Annotated in this window: 20 protein-coding genes; 9 read left to right on the top strand and 11 right to left on the bottom strand. The window is 31.8% G+C overall.

The features are described 5' to 3' along the window. Positions 1-51: 51 nt before the first annotated feature. Genes grpE through rsgA form a run of 4 tightly spaced genes read left to right on the top strand, consistent with a single transcriptional unit; the run spans position 52 to position 3,062 of the window. Positions 52-771 (top strand): nucleotide exchange factor GrpE, encoded by a 720-nt coding sequence (gene grpE, locus HA149_RS00080; RefSeq protein ID WP_209111889.1) that lies wholly within the window; start codon positions 52-54, stop codon positions 769-771. 29 nt (positions 772-800) lie between these two features. Next, positions 801-1,925: a molecular chaperone DnaJ gene (dnaJ, locus tag HA149_RS00085; RefSeq protein ID WP_209111891.1), complete on the top strand. Its 1,125-nt coding sequence runs from the start codon at positions 801-803 to the stop codon at positions 1,923-1,925. Then, on the top strand, positions 1,925-2,155 hold the full coding sequence (locus HA149_RS00090) for a sulfurtransferase TusA family protein (protein ID WP_209111893.1): 231 nt from the start codon (positions 1,925-1,927) through the stop codon (positions 2,153-2,155). The genes dnaJ and HA149_RS00090 overlap by 1 nt, the downstream gene beginning before the upstream one ends. Then, positions 2,145-3,062, top strand: coding sequence for a ribosome small subunit-dependent GTPase A (gene rsgA, locus HA149_RS00095; RefSeq protein WP_209111896.1), 918 nt, complete (start codon positions 2,145-2,147; stop codon positions 3,060-3,062). The genes HA149_RS00090 and rsgA overlap by 11 nt, the downstream gene beginning before the upstream one ends. On the opposite strand, the gene HA149_RS00100 is transcribed toward rsgA, so the two are convergent. The 3 genes from HA149_RS00100 to murC are packed head-to-tail and all read right to left on the bottom strand — an operon-like array spanning position 3,028 to position 5,715. Beyond that, positions 3,028-3,378 carry a YbaB/EbfC family nucleoid-associated protein gene (locus HA149_RS00100; protein WP_209111899.1) on the bottom strand — a complete coding sequence of 117 codons (351 nt, stop codon included), beginning with the start codon at positions 3,376-3,378 and terminating at the stop codon, positions 3,028-3,030. The genes rsgA and HA149_RS00100 overlap by 35 nt on opposite strands. 17 nt (positions 3,379-3,395) lie before the next feature. Continuing rightward, the gene (gene murB, locus HA149_RS00105) at positions 3,396-4,289 is read right to left on the bottom strand and encodes a UDP-N-acetylmuramate dehydrogenase (protein WP_209111901.1); all 894 of its coding nucleotides are present in this window, start codon (positions 4,287-4,289) and stop codon (positions 3,396-3,398) included. A 16-nt stretch (positions 4,290-4,305) separates the two neighbouring features. Next, complete coding sequence (murC, locus tag HA149_RS00110; protein WP_209111903.1) at positions 4,306-5,715, bottom strand: UDP-N-acetylmuramate--L-alanine ligase; 1,410 nt, start codon at positions 5,713-5,715, stop codon at positions 4,306-4,308. Between the two features lie 193 nt (positions 5,716-5,908). On the opposite strand from murC, the gene gap reads away from it, so the two are divergent. After that, positions 5,909-6,931 carry a type I glyceraldehyde-3-phosphate dehydrogenase gene (gap, locus tag HA149_RS00115; RefSeq protein ID WP_209111906.1) on the top strand — a complete coding sequence of 341 codons (1,023 nt, stop codon included), beginning with the start codon at positions 5,909-5,911 and terminating at the stop codon, positions 6,929-6,931. Here gap and thiL read toward each other — a convergent pair whose 3' ends face one another. After that, on the bottom strand, positions 6,932-7,918 hold the full coding sequence (gene thiL, locus HA149_RS00120; RefSeq protein ID WP_209111908.1) for a thiamine-phosphate kinase: 987 nt from the start codon (positions 7,916-7,918) through the stop codon (positions 6,932-6,934). It lies immediately after the preceding gene. Continuing rightward, positions 7,911-9,002: a peptidylprolyl isomerase gene (locus HA149_RS00125; protein ID WP_209111910.1), complete on the bottom strand. Its 1,092-nt coding sequence runs from the start codon at positions 9,000-9,002 to the stop codon at positions 7,911-7,913. Before HA149_RS00125 ends, thiL begins: the two co-directional genes overlap by 8 nt. A gap of 43 nt (positions 9,003-9,045) precedes the next feature. Here HA149_RS00125 and efp point away from each other — a divergent pair, with 43 nt between their 5' ends. Together efp and accB are read left to right on the top strand one after the other, a co-directional pair. Further along, positions 9,046-9,606: an elongation factor P gene (gene efp, locus HA149_RS00130; protein WP_025965121.1), complete on the top strand. Its 561-nt coding sequence runs from the start codon at positions 9,046-9,048 to the stop codon at positions 9,604-9,606. After that, a complete protein-coding gene (accB, locus tag HA149_RS00135; protein WP_209111912.1) occupies positions 9,606-10,112 on the top strand; it encodes an acetyl-CoA carboxylase biotin carboxyl carrier protein in 507 nt (168 codons plus the stop codon). The genes efp and accB overlap by 1 nt, the downstream gene beginning before the upstream one ends. Here the strand turns inward: accB and pdxA are convergent. The 5 genes from pdxA to HA149_RS00160 form a co-directional block, all read right to left on the bottom strand. Next, positions 10,089-11,123 carry a 4-hydroxythreonine-4-phosphate dehydrogenase PdxA gene (pdxA, locus tag HA149_RS00140; RefSeq protein WP_209111914.1) on the bottom strand — a complete coding sequence of 345 codons (1,035 nt, stop codon included), beginning with the start codon at positions 11,121-11,123 and terminating at the stop codon, positions 10,089-10,091. The genes accB and pdxA overlap by 24 nt on opposite strands. Before the next feature lie 20 nt (positions 11,124-11,143). Next, positions 11,144-12,022 (bottom strand): SDR family NAD(P)-dependent oxidoreductase, encoded by an 879-nt coding sequence (locus tag HA149_RS00145; protein WP_209111916.1) that lies wholly within the window; start codon positions 12,020-12,022, stop codon positions 11,144-11,146. Positions 12,023-12,285: 263 nt separating this feature from the next. Beyond that, complete coding sequence (locus tag HA149_RS00150) at positions 12,286-12,687, bottom strand: HNH endonuclease (protein WP_209111918.1); 402 nt, start codon at positions 12,685-12,687, stop codon at positions 12,286-12,288. A gap of 167 nt (positions 12,688-12,854) precedes the next feature. Further along, entirely contained in the window at positions 12,855-13,307 is a 453-nt protein-coding gene (locus tag HA149_RS00155) for a DUF6554 family protein (protein ID WP_209111920.1), read from the bottom strand. 54 nt (positions 13,308-13,361) lie between these two features. Next, positions 13,362-13,874, bottom strand: a complete 513-nt coding sequence (locus HA149_RS00160) for an AbrB family transcriptional regulator (RefSeq protein ID WP_209111922.1) — start codon at positions 13,872-13,874, stop codon at positions 13,362-13,364. A 133-nt stretch (positions 13,875-14,007) separates the two neighbouring features. On the opposite strand from HA149_RS00160, the gene HA149_RS00165 reads away from it, so the two are divergent. Continuing rightward, positions 14,008-14,205, top strand: coding sequence for a hypothetical protein (locus HA149_RS00165; RefSeq protein ID WP_032523824.1), 198 nt, complete (start codon positions 14,008-14,010; stop codon positions 14,203-14,205). A gap of 1 nt (position 14,206) precedes the next feature. Here HA149_RS00165 and HA149_RS00170 read toward each other — a convergent pair whose 3' ends face one another. After that, positions 14,207-15,370 carry a pyridoxal-phosphate-dependent aminotransferase family protein gene (locus HA149_RS00170; protein WP_432421766.1) on the bottom strand — a complete coding sequence of 388 codons (1,164 nt, stop codon included), beginning with the start codon at positions 15,368-15,370 and terminating at the stop codon, positions 14,207-14,209. A gap of 60 nt (positions 15,371-15,430) precedes the next feature. Here HA149_RS00170 and cbiD point away from each other — a divergent pair, with 60 nt between their 5' ends. Next, the gene (gene cbiD, locus HA149_RS00175; protein ID WP_209111924.1) at positions 15,431-16,549 is read left to right on the top strand and encodes a cobalt-precorrin-5B (C(1))-methyltransferase CbiD; all 1,119 of its coding nucleotides are present in this window, start codon (positions 15,431-15,433) and stop codon (positions 16,547-16,549) included. Positions 16,550-16,563 lie beyond the last annotated feature (14 nt).

Below are 16,563 nucleotides of genomic sequence, written 5' to 3' on the forward strand. Positions count from 1 at the left end.
TTGTTTTGTGATTCACTTTATTGGAGAATAGTTTTATTAAATTTTAGAAAAATGGTCGAAAATCAATCAGACATTACCGATAATAAAGATAATGATGTCGCTAATCAGGATAATCTTCCTGAAGAAACTTCATCAGAGAAAGATCTAAAGATTGAAAATGATGAATTATCTCTTCATAAAACAGAAGAAATAAATACTGAAGAATTAAAAAATACTATTTCCAATAATGATGCAAGATTAGAACAATTAGAAAAAGAGCATGAAACATTAAAAAATCAATATGTAAGAATTTCAGCTGATTTTGATAATTTTAGAAAAAGGCAATCTAGAGATCAGGACGATTTAAAAATACAACTTGTTTCAAAGACTTTAACTGCAATACTGCCTATAGTTGATAATTTTGAGAGAGCAAGACAACAACTTAAACCAGAAAGTGAAGAAGCTCAAGCTCTTCATAGAAGTTATCAAGGATTGTATAAACAATTGGTAGAAGTTCTAAAACAACAGGGAGTGTCACCGATGAGAGTTGTTGGTCAGCAATTTGATCCAAATTTACATGAAGCTGTATTAAGAGAGCCTAGTGAAGAGTTGAATGAAGATTATATTATTGAAGAATTGCAGCGAGGATATCATTTAGAAGGAAAGGTTTTAAGACATGCATTGGTTAAGGTTTCTATGGGGCCTGGTAAACAAAATTCACAACAGGAAGTAGAAAAGGATACAGTTGAAGGGGATATTGACTCAGAGGTAAATACTTCTGAAGATGTATAAATTCCAAATTCTTTTTTGATCATTATCTAATGGCTGATTTTTACCAAATACTTGGAGTTTCAAGAGATGCTGATGCAGATACCTTAAAAAAGGCTTATAGAAAATTAGCGAGACAATACCATCCTGATGTTAATAAAGAACCTGGCGCTGAAGATAAATTTAAAGAAATTGGCAAGGCTTATGAAGCATTAGCCGATCCTGAAACAAGAGCTAGATATGATCAGTTTGGAGAGGCTGGCCTTGGAGGTGCCGCTGGTATGCCTGATATGGGGGATATGGGCGGTTTTGCGGATTTATTTGAAACTTTTTTTAATGGATTTGGCGGACAAAATCCTCAGGGAGGAAGAACTCAAAGAAGAGGTCCTCAACAAGGAGATGATTTACGTTATGACCTTAATGTCGACTTTAAAGATGCAATATTTGGCCAACAAAGAGAAATTAAAATTCCTCATCTAGAGACATGTGAAGTTTGTAGGGGAACAGGTGCTAAGCCAGGAACCGGACCAAAAACTTGTTCAACCTGTGGAGGAAGTGGACAAGTTAGAAGAGCTACGAGAACACCTTTTGGTAATTTCACACAAGTAGCTGAATGTCCTTCATGTAACGGAACTGGTCAGATAATTGCAGATCCATGTGTAAGTTGTGGTGGTAATGGAGTAAAGCAAGTCAGAAAAAAATTAAGAATCAATATTCCTGCAGGAGTTGATACTGGCACTAAATTAAGAGTTTCAGGAGAGGGAAATGTTGGCTTGAAAGGGGGCCCGCCTGGAGATCTTTATGTGTTTATTAAGGTTAAGAATGATTCACAACTTAAAAGAGATGGTGTGACTATTTACTCAGAAATAGCTGTGAATTATTTACAAGCTATTTTAGGAGATACTGTTGAAATTACTACAGTTGATGGAAATGTTAATTTAAAAATTCCAAGTGGTACCCAGCCTAATACAACTCTTTCACTTGAGAATAAAGGGGTACCTAGACTTGGTAATCCAGTTGCTAGAGGAAATCATGAAGTCTTAGTAAAGGTAAAATTGCCAACTCGTATAACTGACGAAGAACGAAAGCTTTTAGAGGGTTTAGCTTCTCAATATTCAGATAAAAATATTAATTCCAGTAGTGGACTTTTTAGTAAATTATTTGGAAAAGAATCCTAATGACTTCTTTAAAGCATTTGGATCTTAAATCTGTTCCATGTCCTTTAAATGTTGTCAAGATCAAATTGGCTTTAGAGAAGTTATCCAAAAATGAACAGCTTATAATCGAACTAGATAAGGGTGAACCAGAAGAAATGGTATTAAACAATTTAAAAGAGATGGGATGTTTGTTTAAACAAATTAAAGAAAATGAAAAATTTATAAAAATACAAATATTGAATGAAAACTAATAGTAAATATTTAGGTTTAGTTACGAAAAAATTTAATGATTTTTTTTTAGTTGACTTAACAAATCAAGAAAACTTTGGAAATAATGAGAAATTCTTATGTAAGGTGAGGAAATCGATAAATTTTAAGGATCAATTAATTTATGTTGGAGACGAAGTAGTAATTGACAAAATTGATTTCAAAAGCAAACGTGCAGTAATAACAACTCTAAAAAAAAGAAAAAATTTATTAGTTAGACCCTCAGTTGCAAATATTTCTAGCATATATATTACTTTTTCCGTTGCAGAGCCAGAGTTAAATTTTTCTCAAGTTAATAGGTTTTTGATATCAGCAGAATCTATGGGAGTTGAAGTGTCATTAGTTTTGACAAAATGTGATTTAATTTCGGATAAGACAAAATCTTTTTTAATTGATAAATTTGAGAAATGGGGTTATCAAGCGATAACTTTGAATTTAGAGAAATCTAATAACTTTAATAATTTATTAGTTGAGTTAAAGCAAAAAAAGTGTTCAATTTTTATGGGCCCATCAGGTGTTGGGAAAACAACTTTACTTAATATGATAATCCCAGGTCTTCAAAATAGTACTGCTCCAGTTTCTAATAAAATTAAGAGAGGTAAAAATACTACTCGAAATGTTGAGTTATTTTCTATATCAAATCAAAGTTACATTGTGGATACTCCTGGTTTTAATATGCAACCTCTAGAGGTTAATTTTAGGTTGTTACCAAATCTTTATTCAGAAATATATAAACAAGTAATCGATAAAGGAATTAAGTGTAAATATCGTAACTGCTTACATTTAAACGATGAGGGCTGTAATTTAAATAAATCCTTTGAAAGATATTCTTTTTATAAAGAAATGATGGAGTCTTCTAAGAGTCACTATTATCAAAACCAGGAAGATTAAGATTTAATCCACCAGTCAAATCATTCATCCTCTCTTTCATAGTTGTAGTTGATAATTCATGAGCTTTTTGAATAGCTTGTAAAATGTTTCTCTCTATTTTTTCTTTATCTGCATTTAAAATATTTTCTTGTACTTCTACCTTTAAAGGAAGTTGGTTACCACTTATCCAGACTTTTATCATTTCATCATCACTTTTTCCTTCAATCTCCATATTTTCAAGTTCATCTTGTAATTTTTGAGCATCTTGCTGAATTTGTTTAGCTTTTTTAAAAGCTTCTGTAAGTTGCCCAAAGTTAGGAAGTCCAAAACCCGCCATTTTGTAAAAAAGTTTCTTTAGTTAGGATAGTCAAAACCAATCATTCTTACTTCCGGTTGCAAAAAAATTCCTTTGTTTTGTAGTACTTTTTGTTGAATTACTGTTATTAATTCATAAATATCTCTTGAACTCGCTGAAGAAGTGTTAATTATAAAGTTTGAATGTATTGTAGAAATTTCAGCATCGCCAATTTTAAATCCTTTTAAACCCATTTCATCAATTAATTTTGCTGCATAATTATTTTCAGGATTTTTAAAAACACTACCAAAACTTGGTTGATTATATGGTTGTGTTTCTGTTTTAAATTTAAGGTTATTTTTGGTTGTTTGAATTAATTGTTTTAGATTGCCATTAGGCTCAAAGTGTAGTTTTGCACTAATAATTGTCAAATCATTTGTTTGAAAAGAGCTAAATCTATACTCAAAATTGATATCTTTTTTTTCAATTTCAAGTTTTTCATGAGTTTTATTATTTATAACTTTTACGGAAATAAGATTTTTTGCTAGCGATAAATCACCTGTGCCAGCATTCATATAAATTGCTCCTCCTAATGTTCCTGGAATTCCGACAGCCCATTCTCCTCCTTGTAATCCATTTTTAGCAAGAGCATTAGATAATGTTGGGAGCATCACACCCGCTTCGGCTTCAATAATGCCTGAATTTGGCTCTATCTTTAATGATTTCAATTTTTTTGTACACACAACTAAGCCTTTTATGAAAATATTATTTATTAAAAGATTTGATCCTGCACCAATTATTTGACATCTTTGTTTGTTTAAAATTGCCCATTTTATTAGATATGAAAATTCTTCAATGCTTCTTGGTTCCGCAAAATATTCAGCTACTCCTCCCACTTTTATAGTTGTATAACTACTTAAATTACAGTTTTCAGAAAAAATCTTTTTATTCATAAATTAATTACTTATTTTAATTATTTTTTTCATTTAAAATTGACCAAAAATTATGACAATCGCCAGCTCCCATATTCAAAATTAAATCCCCTTTTTGAGTTAATTCGTAAAAATTCTTTGCAACTTCATAATAATTGTTTACATAACAAACATTTTTATTTGTTTTATAAATCAGATCAGTGATAATTTTTGAAGTAATTTTATCTTCGTTTCCTTCTCCTGCTCCATAAATACTGGTTACATAAATAACATCTGCTTTTGATAGTTCTTCGGCGAATTCTTTAGTAAATTGCTTTACTCGAGAGTATCTATGGGGTTGAAATATAGCTATTAGTCTATTTTCTTGAACTTCCGTATTATGTTTTTGCTTAATAAATAATCTTCCTAATTTAATCGCCTCTTTTATTTCGTTTGGGTGATGTGCATAATCATCATATATACTTCTTGCATCTATTTCACCTCTTAATTCAAATCTTTTTTTTGGGAGTTTCAGATATTTTATATTTTGCTTAATTTCTATAAAATCTACTCCTAGCATTCTTGAAGCTGCTATGGCTGCGGTGATATTAGATAAATTGTGTAATCCTGGAATTGGAATCTTTAAACTACTAACAAAATTTCCATTTTCATAATATTTTCCAATTGAATACTTTGAGTTAATTTCAGTTGGGATTATTGCATAGGCTACGTTTTTAGCCGTAGTGTTTGACCACTTATAATTAGAATAAAAATTATTTCTTGAGGTTTCACAATCAAAATTAACTAATAATTTCTTTGAGTTTGTAGCGAAACTTTTAAAAGAAGATATGACTTCACTTAAATTAGAAAAATAATCGCAATGATCAAAATCAATGTTATTGATTATTCCAATGTCAGATTTATATTTGTTAATTGTCCCATCAGATTCATCAACTTCAGCTACTAAGTATTTTGTATTTTCTAAATGACAATTAGAATTGTAGATAGGAATTATTCCTCCAGTTATTGATGAAGAATTGTGTGTGCATAACTCAAGTATTGTAGAAAGAAATGTACTGGTTGATGTTTTTCCGTGGCTGCCTGATACCGCCAATGTAGTGTAAGTGCGCATTAGCATTGCAAGTATCTCTGAACGATGTTTTATTGATAATTTTTTTTCTCTGCAGTACGAAAATTCTTCATTTTCTGGCTTGATCGCCGAGCTTACAACAAAATTAATCAATTTGTTGGTAAATTTTGAAATAACAAATTCAATATTTTGTCCAACTTGAGAAGTAAAGATTACTGCACCTAACTTTTTTAATTTATTAGTTTCATCGTTTTTAACTAAATCAGATCCCGAAACTGAACAGCCTTTTTTAAGTAAACCCATTGCTAATGCTGACATTCCAATCCCTCCAATCCCAATAAAATGAAAATGACTTTTCAATAGTAATTCTTTATCCAATGTTTATCTTTTACTTAAATCAAAATAACTTCTAGGTAAAATTTTGCTATTTTTTCTTAAAAAAAAATGTTTTTTTCCCTTGAATTAATACAAAACTAGTCTTATTTGCTTAATAAATCAAAAAAACCTTACGTTATTGCACAAAATTCAGTATGATCAGCAACTTAGGTTAATCATTTAGAAATTATTAGTTATGACTTTGCGTGTTGCAATTAACGGCTTTGGCAGAATTGGTCGAAACTTTATGCGTTGTTGGCTTAGTAGAGGGGCGTACACCAATATTGAAGTAGTTGGAATTAACGTGACCTCAGATCCTAAGACTAATGCCCATCTATTAAAGTATGACTCAGTTCTTGGCCAGCTTGATGGTGTTGATATTCAGTATACTGATGATACTTTTGTAATTAATAATAAGACAATTAAGTGTTTCTCTGATAGAAACCCATTGAATCTTCCTTGGAAAGAATGGGGTGTGGATTTGGTTATTGAATCTACTGGAGTTTTTAATACAGATGTAGGTGCAAGTAAGCACTTAGAAGTAGGAGCAAAAAAAGTTATCCTAACTGCTCCTGGTAAAGGCGATGGCGTTGGTACCTTTGTAGTTGGAGTTAATGCTGATACATATAAACACAAAGATTTTGATATTTTGAGTAATGCTAGTTGTACAACGAACTGCTTAGCTCCAGTAGTTAAAGTTTTAGACCAAACTTTTGGGATTAACAAAGGTTTGATGACTACAATTCATAGTTATACAGGGGATCAAAGAATTTTAGATAATAGTCATAGAGATCTAAGAAGAGCTAGAGCCGCTGCTACAAACATCGTTCCTACTTCTACAGGTGCTGCAAAAGCAGTAGCACTGGTATATCCAGAAATGAAAGGCAAATTAACAGGAATTGCAATGAGAGTTCCAACTCCTAACGTTTCAGCAGTAGATTTCGTTTTTGAATCTTCTAAATCTGTTACAACTGAAGAAGTCAATAATGCTCTCAAGGAAGCATCTCTAAACTCAATGAAAGGCATTATTAAGTATGGAGATGAACCATTAGTATCAAGCGATTATGCAGGTACCAACGAGTCATCAATTGTAGATAGTGACCTTACTATGTGTATTGGCGATAACCTTGTAAAAGTTCTTGCATGGTATGACAATGAGTGGGGTTATAGTCAGAGAGTTGTAGATTTAGCAGAGATTGTTGCTAAAAATTGGGAATAATTAAAAGTGTTTGAAAGGTTTATTATTAAATAATTTGTTTTTTTTATTATCTTTAAATTCTATTGATGGTTCACCATCAGCAAAAAAACCAATTTCTTTAATATCTTTATCAAGTTTAGATAATTTCTTTGCCCATTTTTTCGGTAATGAGAAAACTAATTCATAGTCTTCACCTCCAAAAAAATAATATTCCTCCCATTTATCTCCTTTAGGCCAATCCTTATCTTTAGGTATTTTTTCATAATTTATGATCGCTTTACAGTCGCTCGCTATTGCTAAATCTTGTAAGGCTTGAAATAGACCATCACTACTATCAGTGCATCCTATTCTCTTTATTTTTTTATTGGAGCGAGTTTTGAGGAGATTATTTAGGAAATTTGGGTAAACTCTAGGGCGACAAAAATGTTCAATGGACTTAATGATTAATCTTTCATTAAGTGAAAATTCATTATCAAAATTAATTTGATTTTGTATCAAAAATCCAAGTTTGCTAAGACCATGAATTCCTGTAGTTAAGATTATATCTCCTGGTTTACATGCGTTTCTTCGTAATTCAAGTTCACCTTGAATTCCAAAAGCTGTAATTGAAATGATTTTTTCATTTCCCTTTGAGCAATCTCCCCCTAGAATCCTCCCGCCATATTCTTTTAATGCTTTATTTATTCCTTTGTATAATTCTTCAACCCAAATCCACTCAGTTCTAGCAGGTAGAACGAGGCTTATTGTAATACCTATAGTTTTTTTGCTTCCACTGGATAATAAGTCAGAGATGTTGCTTACAACTGCTTTCCACCCAAGGTCCTTAGGACAAATACTAATGTCATTAAAATGAACATTTTCTACCAAAGAATCAGTATTAACAAGTAAATTGTTATTTTTAGTTTTGATTAAAGCGCAATCATCTGAAATTTGGTTTTTAGGCATAAATTTTCCTAGCCTATTTATTAATTCTTTTTCACCTATATCTTCTAATATTTCTTTATGCATTTAATTTGAGGTTTTTAATCCCTTCTAAAACATCAATTGAAATTATTATGTCATCTTTAGTAAGCTCTTCTAATACATCAAATCCATTTACAACATAACCAAAGGCAGCATTCCTTCCGTCAATTAAATTGCGACCTGCTGGATTTAATTCTGCTTCATATAAAAAGAAGAAAAATTGCGATGACCCATCATCAACAGCGGTATTTGAATGGGACCATCCTAGAGTTCCAAGTGTTGCAAAAGGTAATGTTGGCGTCTCTGTGTAAAGACCTAAATCTTCAAAAGTTTGATTATAAAAAGTCTCTTTTTCTTTAGGAATCCTAATTTCTAAGGGGACGTGACGTTCTTCGTTTGTTTCAGGATCTATGTAACCAATATCTTCACCTATTGGATCACCTGTTTGTAGTACAAAAAATTCTTCTGCTCTGTTGATAGGCAAATCTTTGTAGAAGTTTTTAGAAGATAAATCTATAAATGCTCCTGCTGTAAGTGGAGCGTTAAATCCATCCACAATAGCTTGCATATCTCCTTTGGAAGTTTTTATATTGACTTTTGCTCTGCCTAGTAATCTTGGTAAATTATCAAATTCCTGGGGAATAGAGTATGGAAATTCATTTGGTAGAAAATATTCTTCTAATCCACCTATTTTATCTAAAGCATCTCTTCGGGTCGCTATAAATGAGTATTTATCCTTTGATTTAGAGTAATCTTGAAGACTATCAAAATTTTCTTTGAGCTCTAAAAATGTTTTTTCAGCAATTTTCTTTTTATCGTTTGGTAATTCTTGAATAATTTTATTCTGGTATTTTTTTAGTAAAGATTGACATTTTGTAACAGTTTTCGTAAGAGCGGGCCATCTTCCTCCTCTCACAAGGTCACTAGTTTCTTCTAATTTGTGTTGAAGTTCTTGCAACTCAACTTGCCTTATAGGGAGTGCGTTTCTGAGGATTGCACTAGGATCTTTTACTGCATTTCCAGTAGGTAAATCAGCTAGTACTTTGATCGGTTTTATAAGAAAAACTTGTAAAATTACAATAGATAGAATTAAGAAAAGTTTGTTCTGATTTGATAAGAATTTTTGCATAGCACTCTTGCAGGTTTATGATCCTTGGGGATGTAAAACAGGAATGATTTCCAGTAACGATTTTCGCACAGGTACTACCATCGAATTGGATGGGCAAGTTTGGCGTGTTGTAGAATTTCTACATGTCAAGCCTGGCAAGGGTTCTGCTTTCGTGCGAACAAAATTAAAATCAGTTCAAAGCGGCAACGTTGTTGAAAAAACTTTTCGAGCCGGAGAATCAGTACAGCAGGCTATCCTTGAGAAGTCTAACCTGCAGCATACTTATGTGGAGTCTGGTGATTATGTTTTTATGGATATGACAAGTTTTGAAGAGACAAGACTTACCTCTGAACAAATCGGTAAAGGTGCAAAGTATTTGAAAGAGGGAATGGAGGTTAATGTAATTTTTCATAATGGTAAAGTTTTAGAAGTAGAACTTCCAATATCTATTACTTTGAAAGTTACAGAGACTGATCCTGGAGTTAAAGGTGATACTGCTAGTGGGGGCACGAAACCAGCTATTCTAGAAACAGGTGCTCAAGTTATGGTTCCTTTATTTATTTCTGTGGGAGAAATGATTAAAGTTGATACTCGTAATGACAGTTATCTAGGACGTGAAAATTAATGGCTATGAAATTAGATCATGATGACTTAAATCGCTTAATAGAGAAGATCTCTACAAGTGACATACAAGAGTTCTCGCTAGAGGGAGAAGATTTTAAACTCGAAATTAAAAGGAATGTATTTGATCAGAACCAAGTATTTAATAATTTAGTTTCTAATACTTCATTTGATAAGCAAACAATTGCTAATCAAAAAACTATGAATGATAATATTTCTGTTGTTAATGAGCCTGAAGCGCCTCAGGTAGCGCCCCTAGGACGTTCTGATCTAACTGAAATTACTTCACCTATGGTAGGGACGTTTTATAGGGCTGCAGCGCCTGGTGAGGACCCATTCGTCGAAGTAGGGAATAACGTTAAGGTCGGTCAAACTATTTGCATTTTGGAAGCAATGAAGTTAATGAATGAAATTGAATCTGAATTTAATGCTGAAATAGTAGAGATTCTCGTTGAAAATGGAACACCAGTTGAATTTGGTCAAGTTTTAATGCGTGTTAAGCAGTCTTGAATTATTAGTCATTTCTACGGCAGCCTTAATAGCCTCAATCATGCTCTGAGATTGAGCAATTCCTTTGCCAGCAATATCAAATCCCGTTCCATGATCAGGAGATGTTCTTATAAAAGGTAACCCGATTGTGGTATTGACTGAGTAATTAAGAGCTATCACTTTCATTGGTATTAAACCTTGATCATGATACATAGCAAGAATGCCATCATGCTTTTCAGCATTTTTGTCATTCCAAGCTTTTACAGAAGAATTCCAGCAACTATCTGGTGATAAAGGGCCTAATAATTCAATACCTTTATTCTTTTCGTTCCAAGTAATTAATGCATCATTGAGCCAATCTTTCTCTTCTTGACCTAAAATACCCTCTTCGCCGGCGTGAGGGTTTAATCCTGCTACTTTTAAACTAGGTTTATCGGTATAGGTATTACAAAAATCTTTGAAAAGATCCAATTTAGAGTGGATTAATTCTGTAGTTAATTTCTTGGGAACCTCAGAAAGGGCTATGTGAGTTGTAGCTAATAAAGTATTAAATCTCCAACCTGTAATTGGTGATTTAGCTGTGAATAACATGCCAACGTTTTTTACTCCACATGATTGTGCCAGTACTTCAGTTTGACCAGAGAAGTAATGACCTGCTAAAGACCATGATTTCTTGCAAATTGGTCCAGTTACAAGTGCTGAATTAGGATATTGTTTTACAATTTCTATTGCTTTTGTTAAATATTGGAAACTTGAATTGCCGTAACTTGAGTTAGAGCCATTATCTGATGAAGAAATTTCAAGATCATGTATCTTGAAATTTTTAGGATTTGCAAGGTTTTCTAATCCTAATGATCTAAGATATTTATATGTATTTTGTAGATTTTTTTTTGATCCAACTAATATAAAGTCAATATTTTTGGGTATCTGATTAGAACAAAGTGCTTTTAAAATTATTTCAGGTCCAATACCTGACTCATCTCCGACGCTTAATACTATCTGCAATATTTTATTTGTATTTTGAAAATTCATAAAAAGTTTCTAATTTTTTTTTAACTGTTCAGGTAGCAATTTTTTAACCCTAATTTATAGTTTTTATAAATTAGTTTATATCCGAGTGTTTCGCATAAAAGTTTGTTTGAAACTCTTCTATTTTCCATCCAAAAAGATTTAGCTATTGGTGACAATTCCTCTTTTGCATCTTCAAATAATATTGGCTTTGGCATTGTTAAACCAAGTAAATCGTAGCAATATTGAATAACTTCTATCTGAGAACAGGGTTCATCATCTGCAATATTAATAATTTGGTAAAACTTTAATAAATTTTTATTTTGTAATAGATAGATAATTGCATTTGTAATGTCAGCAACATGAATCCTCGAAAATATCTGATTTTTCTTTGAAATAACACGAATTTTTTTATTTTTTATCGCTTCAAAAGTTGATCGTCCAGGCCCATAAATACCTGGTAACCTAAAAATTTGAACAGGTAAACCAGATTCAATCCATTCTTTTTCACAATTTAACCTCTTATGACTTCTCTTTTGAAAAGGGTTTGGTTCATCAATTTCAGAAACCCAAGTACCCTTGGTGTCACCATAAACTCCTGTTGTAGATAAATAGCCGACCCATTCAAGAGGCAAACTTTTTAGTTCATTTTTAAGACTTCTCAGTACTGGATCTTTTCCATTTTTGTCAGGAGGGATGCAACTAAGAATATGCGTCACTCCATCAAAAATTTTTTCATCAGGGACCATATCGCTTTCACTGTCGAAAACAAAACTATTTGGATGACTGCTTGCAGATCTTGAGCTTGTTACAACAGTGCAACCGAATTTTCTAATAGTTTTTGCAAAAAAACTTCCACTGAAACCACATCCTAAGATTAAAAATTTATTTTTATTGCTGAGTAAACTTGCAGGCCTTTTCATGCTGTTCTAAAATAGTACATATGTATTAACTGATGATGAAGACAGCTCTTAAGCCCGATTTAAAATCAAAAACTTTCTGTATTAGCAAAAGTTATCCCCGTTTTATCGAGAAAGAAATAGGTGTAGTTAACTTTAAATTCTACCAAAAATTATTTGTTTTTCTTATTTCATTTTCGACAATTTTAATATTCCCAGAATCGCCAAGAGAATTGGAAAATATATGTGAAATCTATAACTCTAGAAAAATATGTAATGTTTGGTAGTCAAGCTGCTTTATATTCTGAGTTATCTTTTTCGTAACTTTCATTTTTTACCTTAAAGTTTGGATTAGCCCATTGCAGTAATCTAATAGCTAATCTTAAATCCCCTTCCAACCAAGCTCTTATAGCCATTGCTCTTCGAGGATCATAAAATTTTTGCCTTCTGTACCAATACAATGCATTTTCATCTGATTTATCCCCATTACAGGAAAGACATGCAGGGACACAGTTTTCTGTTGAACTTAATCCTCCTTGGCTTCTTGGTATTACATGGTCGATAGATTCAGATGGTTTTCCGCAATATATACAACTTTTGCCTGTAAATCTATGAATAGATTTCCGCCATTGTCTAAATCTGAACTTAGGGCATAAATCCTCTAAAAACACAGCATCATTAATATGCATTCAGACCATTTAGTTAATTGAATAATGGCCTGAATATATCAAAAGTCAATATTTAATTATTATTATTTCGCTTAAATTAGCTTGTAAAAATATAATTTAGTGTTGATAGATACAAAAGAAAGTTATTATATAACTTCTTCAAAAAATTGAAAATTCCAAAGCTTTTATTAATAGCTGTATCGTTCAAATGTTTCTTCTGAGAAATCTGCATTAGATTCTTCTAATTCTTTTTCTAATTTTTTTCTCTTATTTTCTTTTTCTTTTCTTTCTTTTTCTTTTCTTTCTTTTTCTTTTTGCAAATCTCTTATTAGCTTCCTATTTGGATGAAGTTTGTCAAGGTACTCTACACAATAGCTAAAGCTTTCTCTATCTCTAATTACTGATTCAGTAATTTGTGCTGCGGCTTGTTTAGGTGAGACTTTGAAAATTCCTCCTTTTTGTTTTTTGATATAGGTATATGCTGCATCCCAACTACTTTCATGATCATTTCCTCCATCTCTCATTGTACAGAAAATTTCCGCCCCAAATGAGCCTGCATTAACTTTTGACGTAGTAAAAACTAAAGGAGTGAATAATCCTAAAGTTAATAATATTAGTTTTTTTGGTTTAAATGTTTGCATTAAACTTTTCCACTATTTTAAAATATCTTTTTTTGTGAATATGTCTATAGAAATTTAAGATTTAATTATTCCAAATACATTCAAGCATTTCACTACTAAAGGAAGAATTAAAAGCACAGTAATTAATCTTACTGCGTGTAGAGTGGCTACTGCAGCTCCCACTCCGTATTCAGACCCTACAAGACTCATTCCACTAATTCCTCCTGGTGCGGCTCCTAGAATTGTTGTTATTACATCTATATTAAGTAATCTGCTTGTCCATAAGCCAATTGCTAATCCAGTAATAACTAAAGTAAAGGTTATTAGTATGGCTGGCCTCCATAAGTTTTGAATATCAACTAATGAGTTTTTTGTTAATGATGTACCGATAACTGTTCCAATCCCTATTTCCAAAATTGTTCTTGTGCCTATTGGCCAATCTGCTATGTCGACTTTGCCACTAATGCTAAGCATGCTTGAGCCTATTAAAGCACCTGCAAGAGGAGCCGCAGGAATTCCCGTTTTTAAAGCTAAAGCTCCAAAAATAAAACCTGCAATTAGATAATAGATTAAATTTATATTAGGCATAAATTTGAAAGACGTTTGAATATAATATTAGAAAAAAATTTTTCCGTTTAAGTTTATAGTCAAATAATATTTTTGGTTTTCTCTCGTAATGTCCCCTTTTGTTGGCATAATATTTATTAAAGCATGAATTTTTATGTCTTCACAAATTTCATATAAAGATAATAAAAACCGCATAAAGAAAAAATTATCTTTTTTTGAGGGTGGCCACCAGCTAGAAAAATTAGAGTTTGCCCTTGCAATAGCTCAAACCAACGGTGATGAACAAAAATCAATAGTTCTTAGAAAAAAGATTGTTGAATTAGGCGGAAATGTCGAAGAGCCAGGTACTTAATTTAATTTCCTTTCAGATATCTAGATACGACAACTAATGCTTCACCAGCTTGTTGGGCTGTAATTTTACCTAGGTCGAGAAGTGTAATGCTTATAGCAGAAACTATCGTAATAATATCTCTATCATTAACATAACCTAAATGTCCGACTCTAAATATTTTTCCCTTCAAATGATCTTGACCACCAGCAAGTAAAATATCAAAATTATTCTTTATTGTTTTCCTAAATTCTTCTGCATCCATTCCTTCGGTTTTTATTGCAGTAATTGAAGGGCTTAAATATTTTTCATCAGCAAATAATTTTAGATTTAAAGTCTTTGCAGCATTGCTCATTGCTAATTTATGTTTATTGTGTCTGAGGAAAATTTTATCTAATCCTTCCTCTCTCATCATTTTTAAAGCTTCATCTAAAGCAAAAACCAAATTAACTGCTGGAGTATATGGATTACTGTTACTTAAAAGACTTTTTCTGTAGGATTTTAAATTTAAATAAAATTTTGGCAAATTAGATTTTTCTGCAGCTTTCCATGCTTTTTGGCTCATTGCTATAAAACTAAGGCCTGGCGGTATCATATATCCCTTTTGTGATCCTGAAGCAACGATATCTAATGCCCACTTATCTACTGGGACATTGCAAGCTCCAAGACTTGTAACGCAGTCAACAATTGATAAAGCTGTGTTATGTTCGCGAATATATAAACTTATAGTTTCTAGATCATTAATTACACCTGTTGAGGTTTCAGAATGAGTCAAAATGACCGCCTTTATTTCTTTTTGTTTATCTTCTTCTAAAACCCTTTTGAATTCTTTTGGATCAAGTGGAGTTCCCCATGCGGAATCAATTTTTATTACTTCTAAACCAAATTCTTTAGCAACTTTCACCCATCTTTCTCCAAATTTTCCATTTTCTCCACAAATTACTTTATCTCCTCTACTTAAGGTATTAATTATTCCAGCCTCCATTGCGGCGGTCCCACTACCAGTGATTGTTAGAACATCATTTTGAGTTTGATGAAGCCACTTTAAATTTTTAGTAGTACTCTCTACGAGATCTTGGAATTCTTTACTGCGATGGCCTATTGGATGCTTACTTAATGCTTGTAAAACTTTTTCTGGAACTGGTGTGGGTCCAGGAATCATCAATGATAATTTTTGTTGTATGGCCACTTTTTGTTAAATAGGTCATTCTTAGATTAGTTCTCATTATATATTTTTCAATTACTTGATTTGAAAAAAGGATTTTCTTTACCTTTGTGGGTTGCTGGAGCTGCTAGGTCAGCATTAAAAAAACTAGTAGGGCTACCATTTGAGAATTATGAACTAATAAAAATTCCTAATGAAAAAAAAGAAATAAAAATCGAGATTCATTCAGTTGGTTTACTTAAAGATGACTCGCATGCATTAGGAATTACCTTTGCAAAGTCAGGTTTAGATCTTGACATTACACAAAACTTAGAAATATGGACAATAGCCTCTTTAGAAAAAATTTCTATTAATAATCCTGTTCAAACAATTCCAATAAATATTATTGCAGGATCTGGTGTAGGTATTAAAGAAGATACATCAGAGATATGCATTTCTAATTTTGCAAAAGAAGTTTTATATGAAAATTTATTAGATAGTATTCCTGAGGGCTTTAATTTGAAATTAGAAATTATTTTCCCAAATGGTGCATTTTTAGCTGAAAGAACTAGCAATAAGTCATTTGGTATTGTTAATGGATTATCTATTATTGGTACTTCTGCTGAGACTTATTTGAGTGCTTCACCTGAGCAATTGGAAGAGGCTAAGAATAATCTAGCAAAGGTAATTCAAAATGATTTTAAAGGGGAAGTTGTTTTTGTTATTGGCGAAAATGGCTTAAATTTGGCCAAAACATATAATGTTAATTTGCCAATTATCAAAATTGGAAATTGGATAGGACCATTATTAGTTGATGCTGCAATAAAAAAAGTTAAAACTGTAATTCTTTTTGGTTATCACGGAAAATTAATTAAATTGGCAGGTGGTATTTTTCATACACATAATCACTTAGCTGATGCAAGAATTGAGATTCTTGTTTATTTAGCTGTTCAAGAAAAGGTACCTTCTGAAATAATAGTTGAATTATCTAAGTTAAATAATCTTGAGGATGCATTACTACTTCTTGAAAGATTTAATCAATCTTTAGCTGATAAATTATTCAAGAATTTATCAAATACGATTGAAAAGCGTTCTTTGATTTATGTAAATAGGTACGTAAAAACTGATATGGAAATCGCATCAATTATTTTTGATAGAAAAAGGAAAATAAGGTGGACTGGAATTTACGGTAATAAGTATATTTCTTATTTTCAATTAGACTAATTTGTGATTCATTA

This window comes from Prochlorococcus marinus XMU1406 (genome assembly GCF_017696055.1).
Lineage (GTDB): Bacteria > Cyanobacteriota > Cyanobacteriia > PCC-6307 > Cyanobiaceae > Prochlorococcus_A > Prochlorococcus_A marinus_W.

Bases quoted from the DNA above. Each gene is read 5' to 3' on its own strand.
- gap (WP_209111906.1), top strand. From the start codon at position 5,909: ATGACTTTGCGTGTTGCAATTAACGGCTTTGGCAGAATTGGTCGAAAC.
- HA149_RS00150 (WP_209111918.1), bottom strand. From the start codon at position 12,687: ATGCATATTAATGATGCTGTGTTTTTAGAGGATTTATGCCCTAAGTTC.
- HA149_RS00125 (WP_209111910.1), bottom strand. From the start codon at position 9,002: ATGCAAAAATTCTTATCAAATCAGAACAAACTTTTCTTAATTCTATCT.
- HA149_RS00100 (WP_209111899.1), bottom strand. From the start codon at position 3,378: ATGGCGGGTTTTGGACTTCCTAACTTTGGGCAACTTACAGAAGCTTTT.
- HA149_RS00145 (WP_209111916.1), bottom strand. From the start codon at position 12,022: ATGAAAAGGCCTGCAAGTTTACTCAGCAATAAAAATAAATTTTTAATC.
- murB (WP_209111901.1), bottom strand. From the start codon at position 4,289: ATGAATAAAAAGATTTTTTCTGAAAACTGTAATTTAAGTAGTTATACA.
- HA149_RS00090 (WP_209111893.1), top strand. From the start codon at position 1,925: ATGACTTCTTTAAAGCATTTGGATCTTAAATCTGTTCCATGTCCTTTA.
- pdxA (WP_209111914.1), bottom strand. From the start codon at position 11,123: ATGAATTTTCAAAATACAAATAAAATATTGCAGATAGTATTAAGCGTC.
- rsgA (WP_209111896.1), top strand. From the start codon at position 2,145: ATGAAAACTAATAGTAAATATTTAGGTTTAGTTACGAAAAAATTTAAT.
- HA149_RS00155 (WP_209111920.1), bottom strand. From the start codon at position 13,307: ATGCAAACATTTAAACCAAAAAAACTAATATTATTAACTTTAGGATTA.
- HA149_RS00165 (WP_032523824.1), top strand. From the start codon at position 14,008: ATGTCTTCACAAATTTCATATAAAGATAATAAAAACCGCATAAAGAAA.
- accB (WP_209111912.1), top strand. From the start codon at position 9,606: ATGGCTATGAAATTAGATCATGATGACTTAAATCGCTTAATAGAGAAG.
- dnaJ (WP_209111891.1), top strand. From the start codon at position 801: ATGGCTGATTTTTACCAAATACTTGGAGTTTCAAGAGATGCTGATGCA.
- efp (WP_025965121.1), top strand. From the start codon at position 9,046: ATGATTTCCAGTAACGATTTTCGCACAGGTACTACCATCGAATTGGAT.
- thiL (WP_209111908.1), bottom strand. From the start codon at position 7,918: ATGCATAAAGAAATATTAGAAGATATAGGTGAAAAAGAATTAATAAAT.
- grpE (WP_209111889.1), top strand. From the start codon at position 52: ATGGTCGAAAATCAATCAGACATTACCGATAATAAAGATAATGATGTC.
- HA149_RS00160 (WP_209111922.1), bottom strand. From the start codon at position 13,874: ATGCCTAATATAAATTTAATCTATTATCTAATTGCAGGTTTTATTTTT.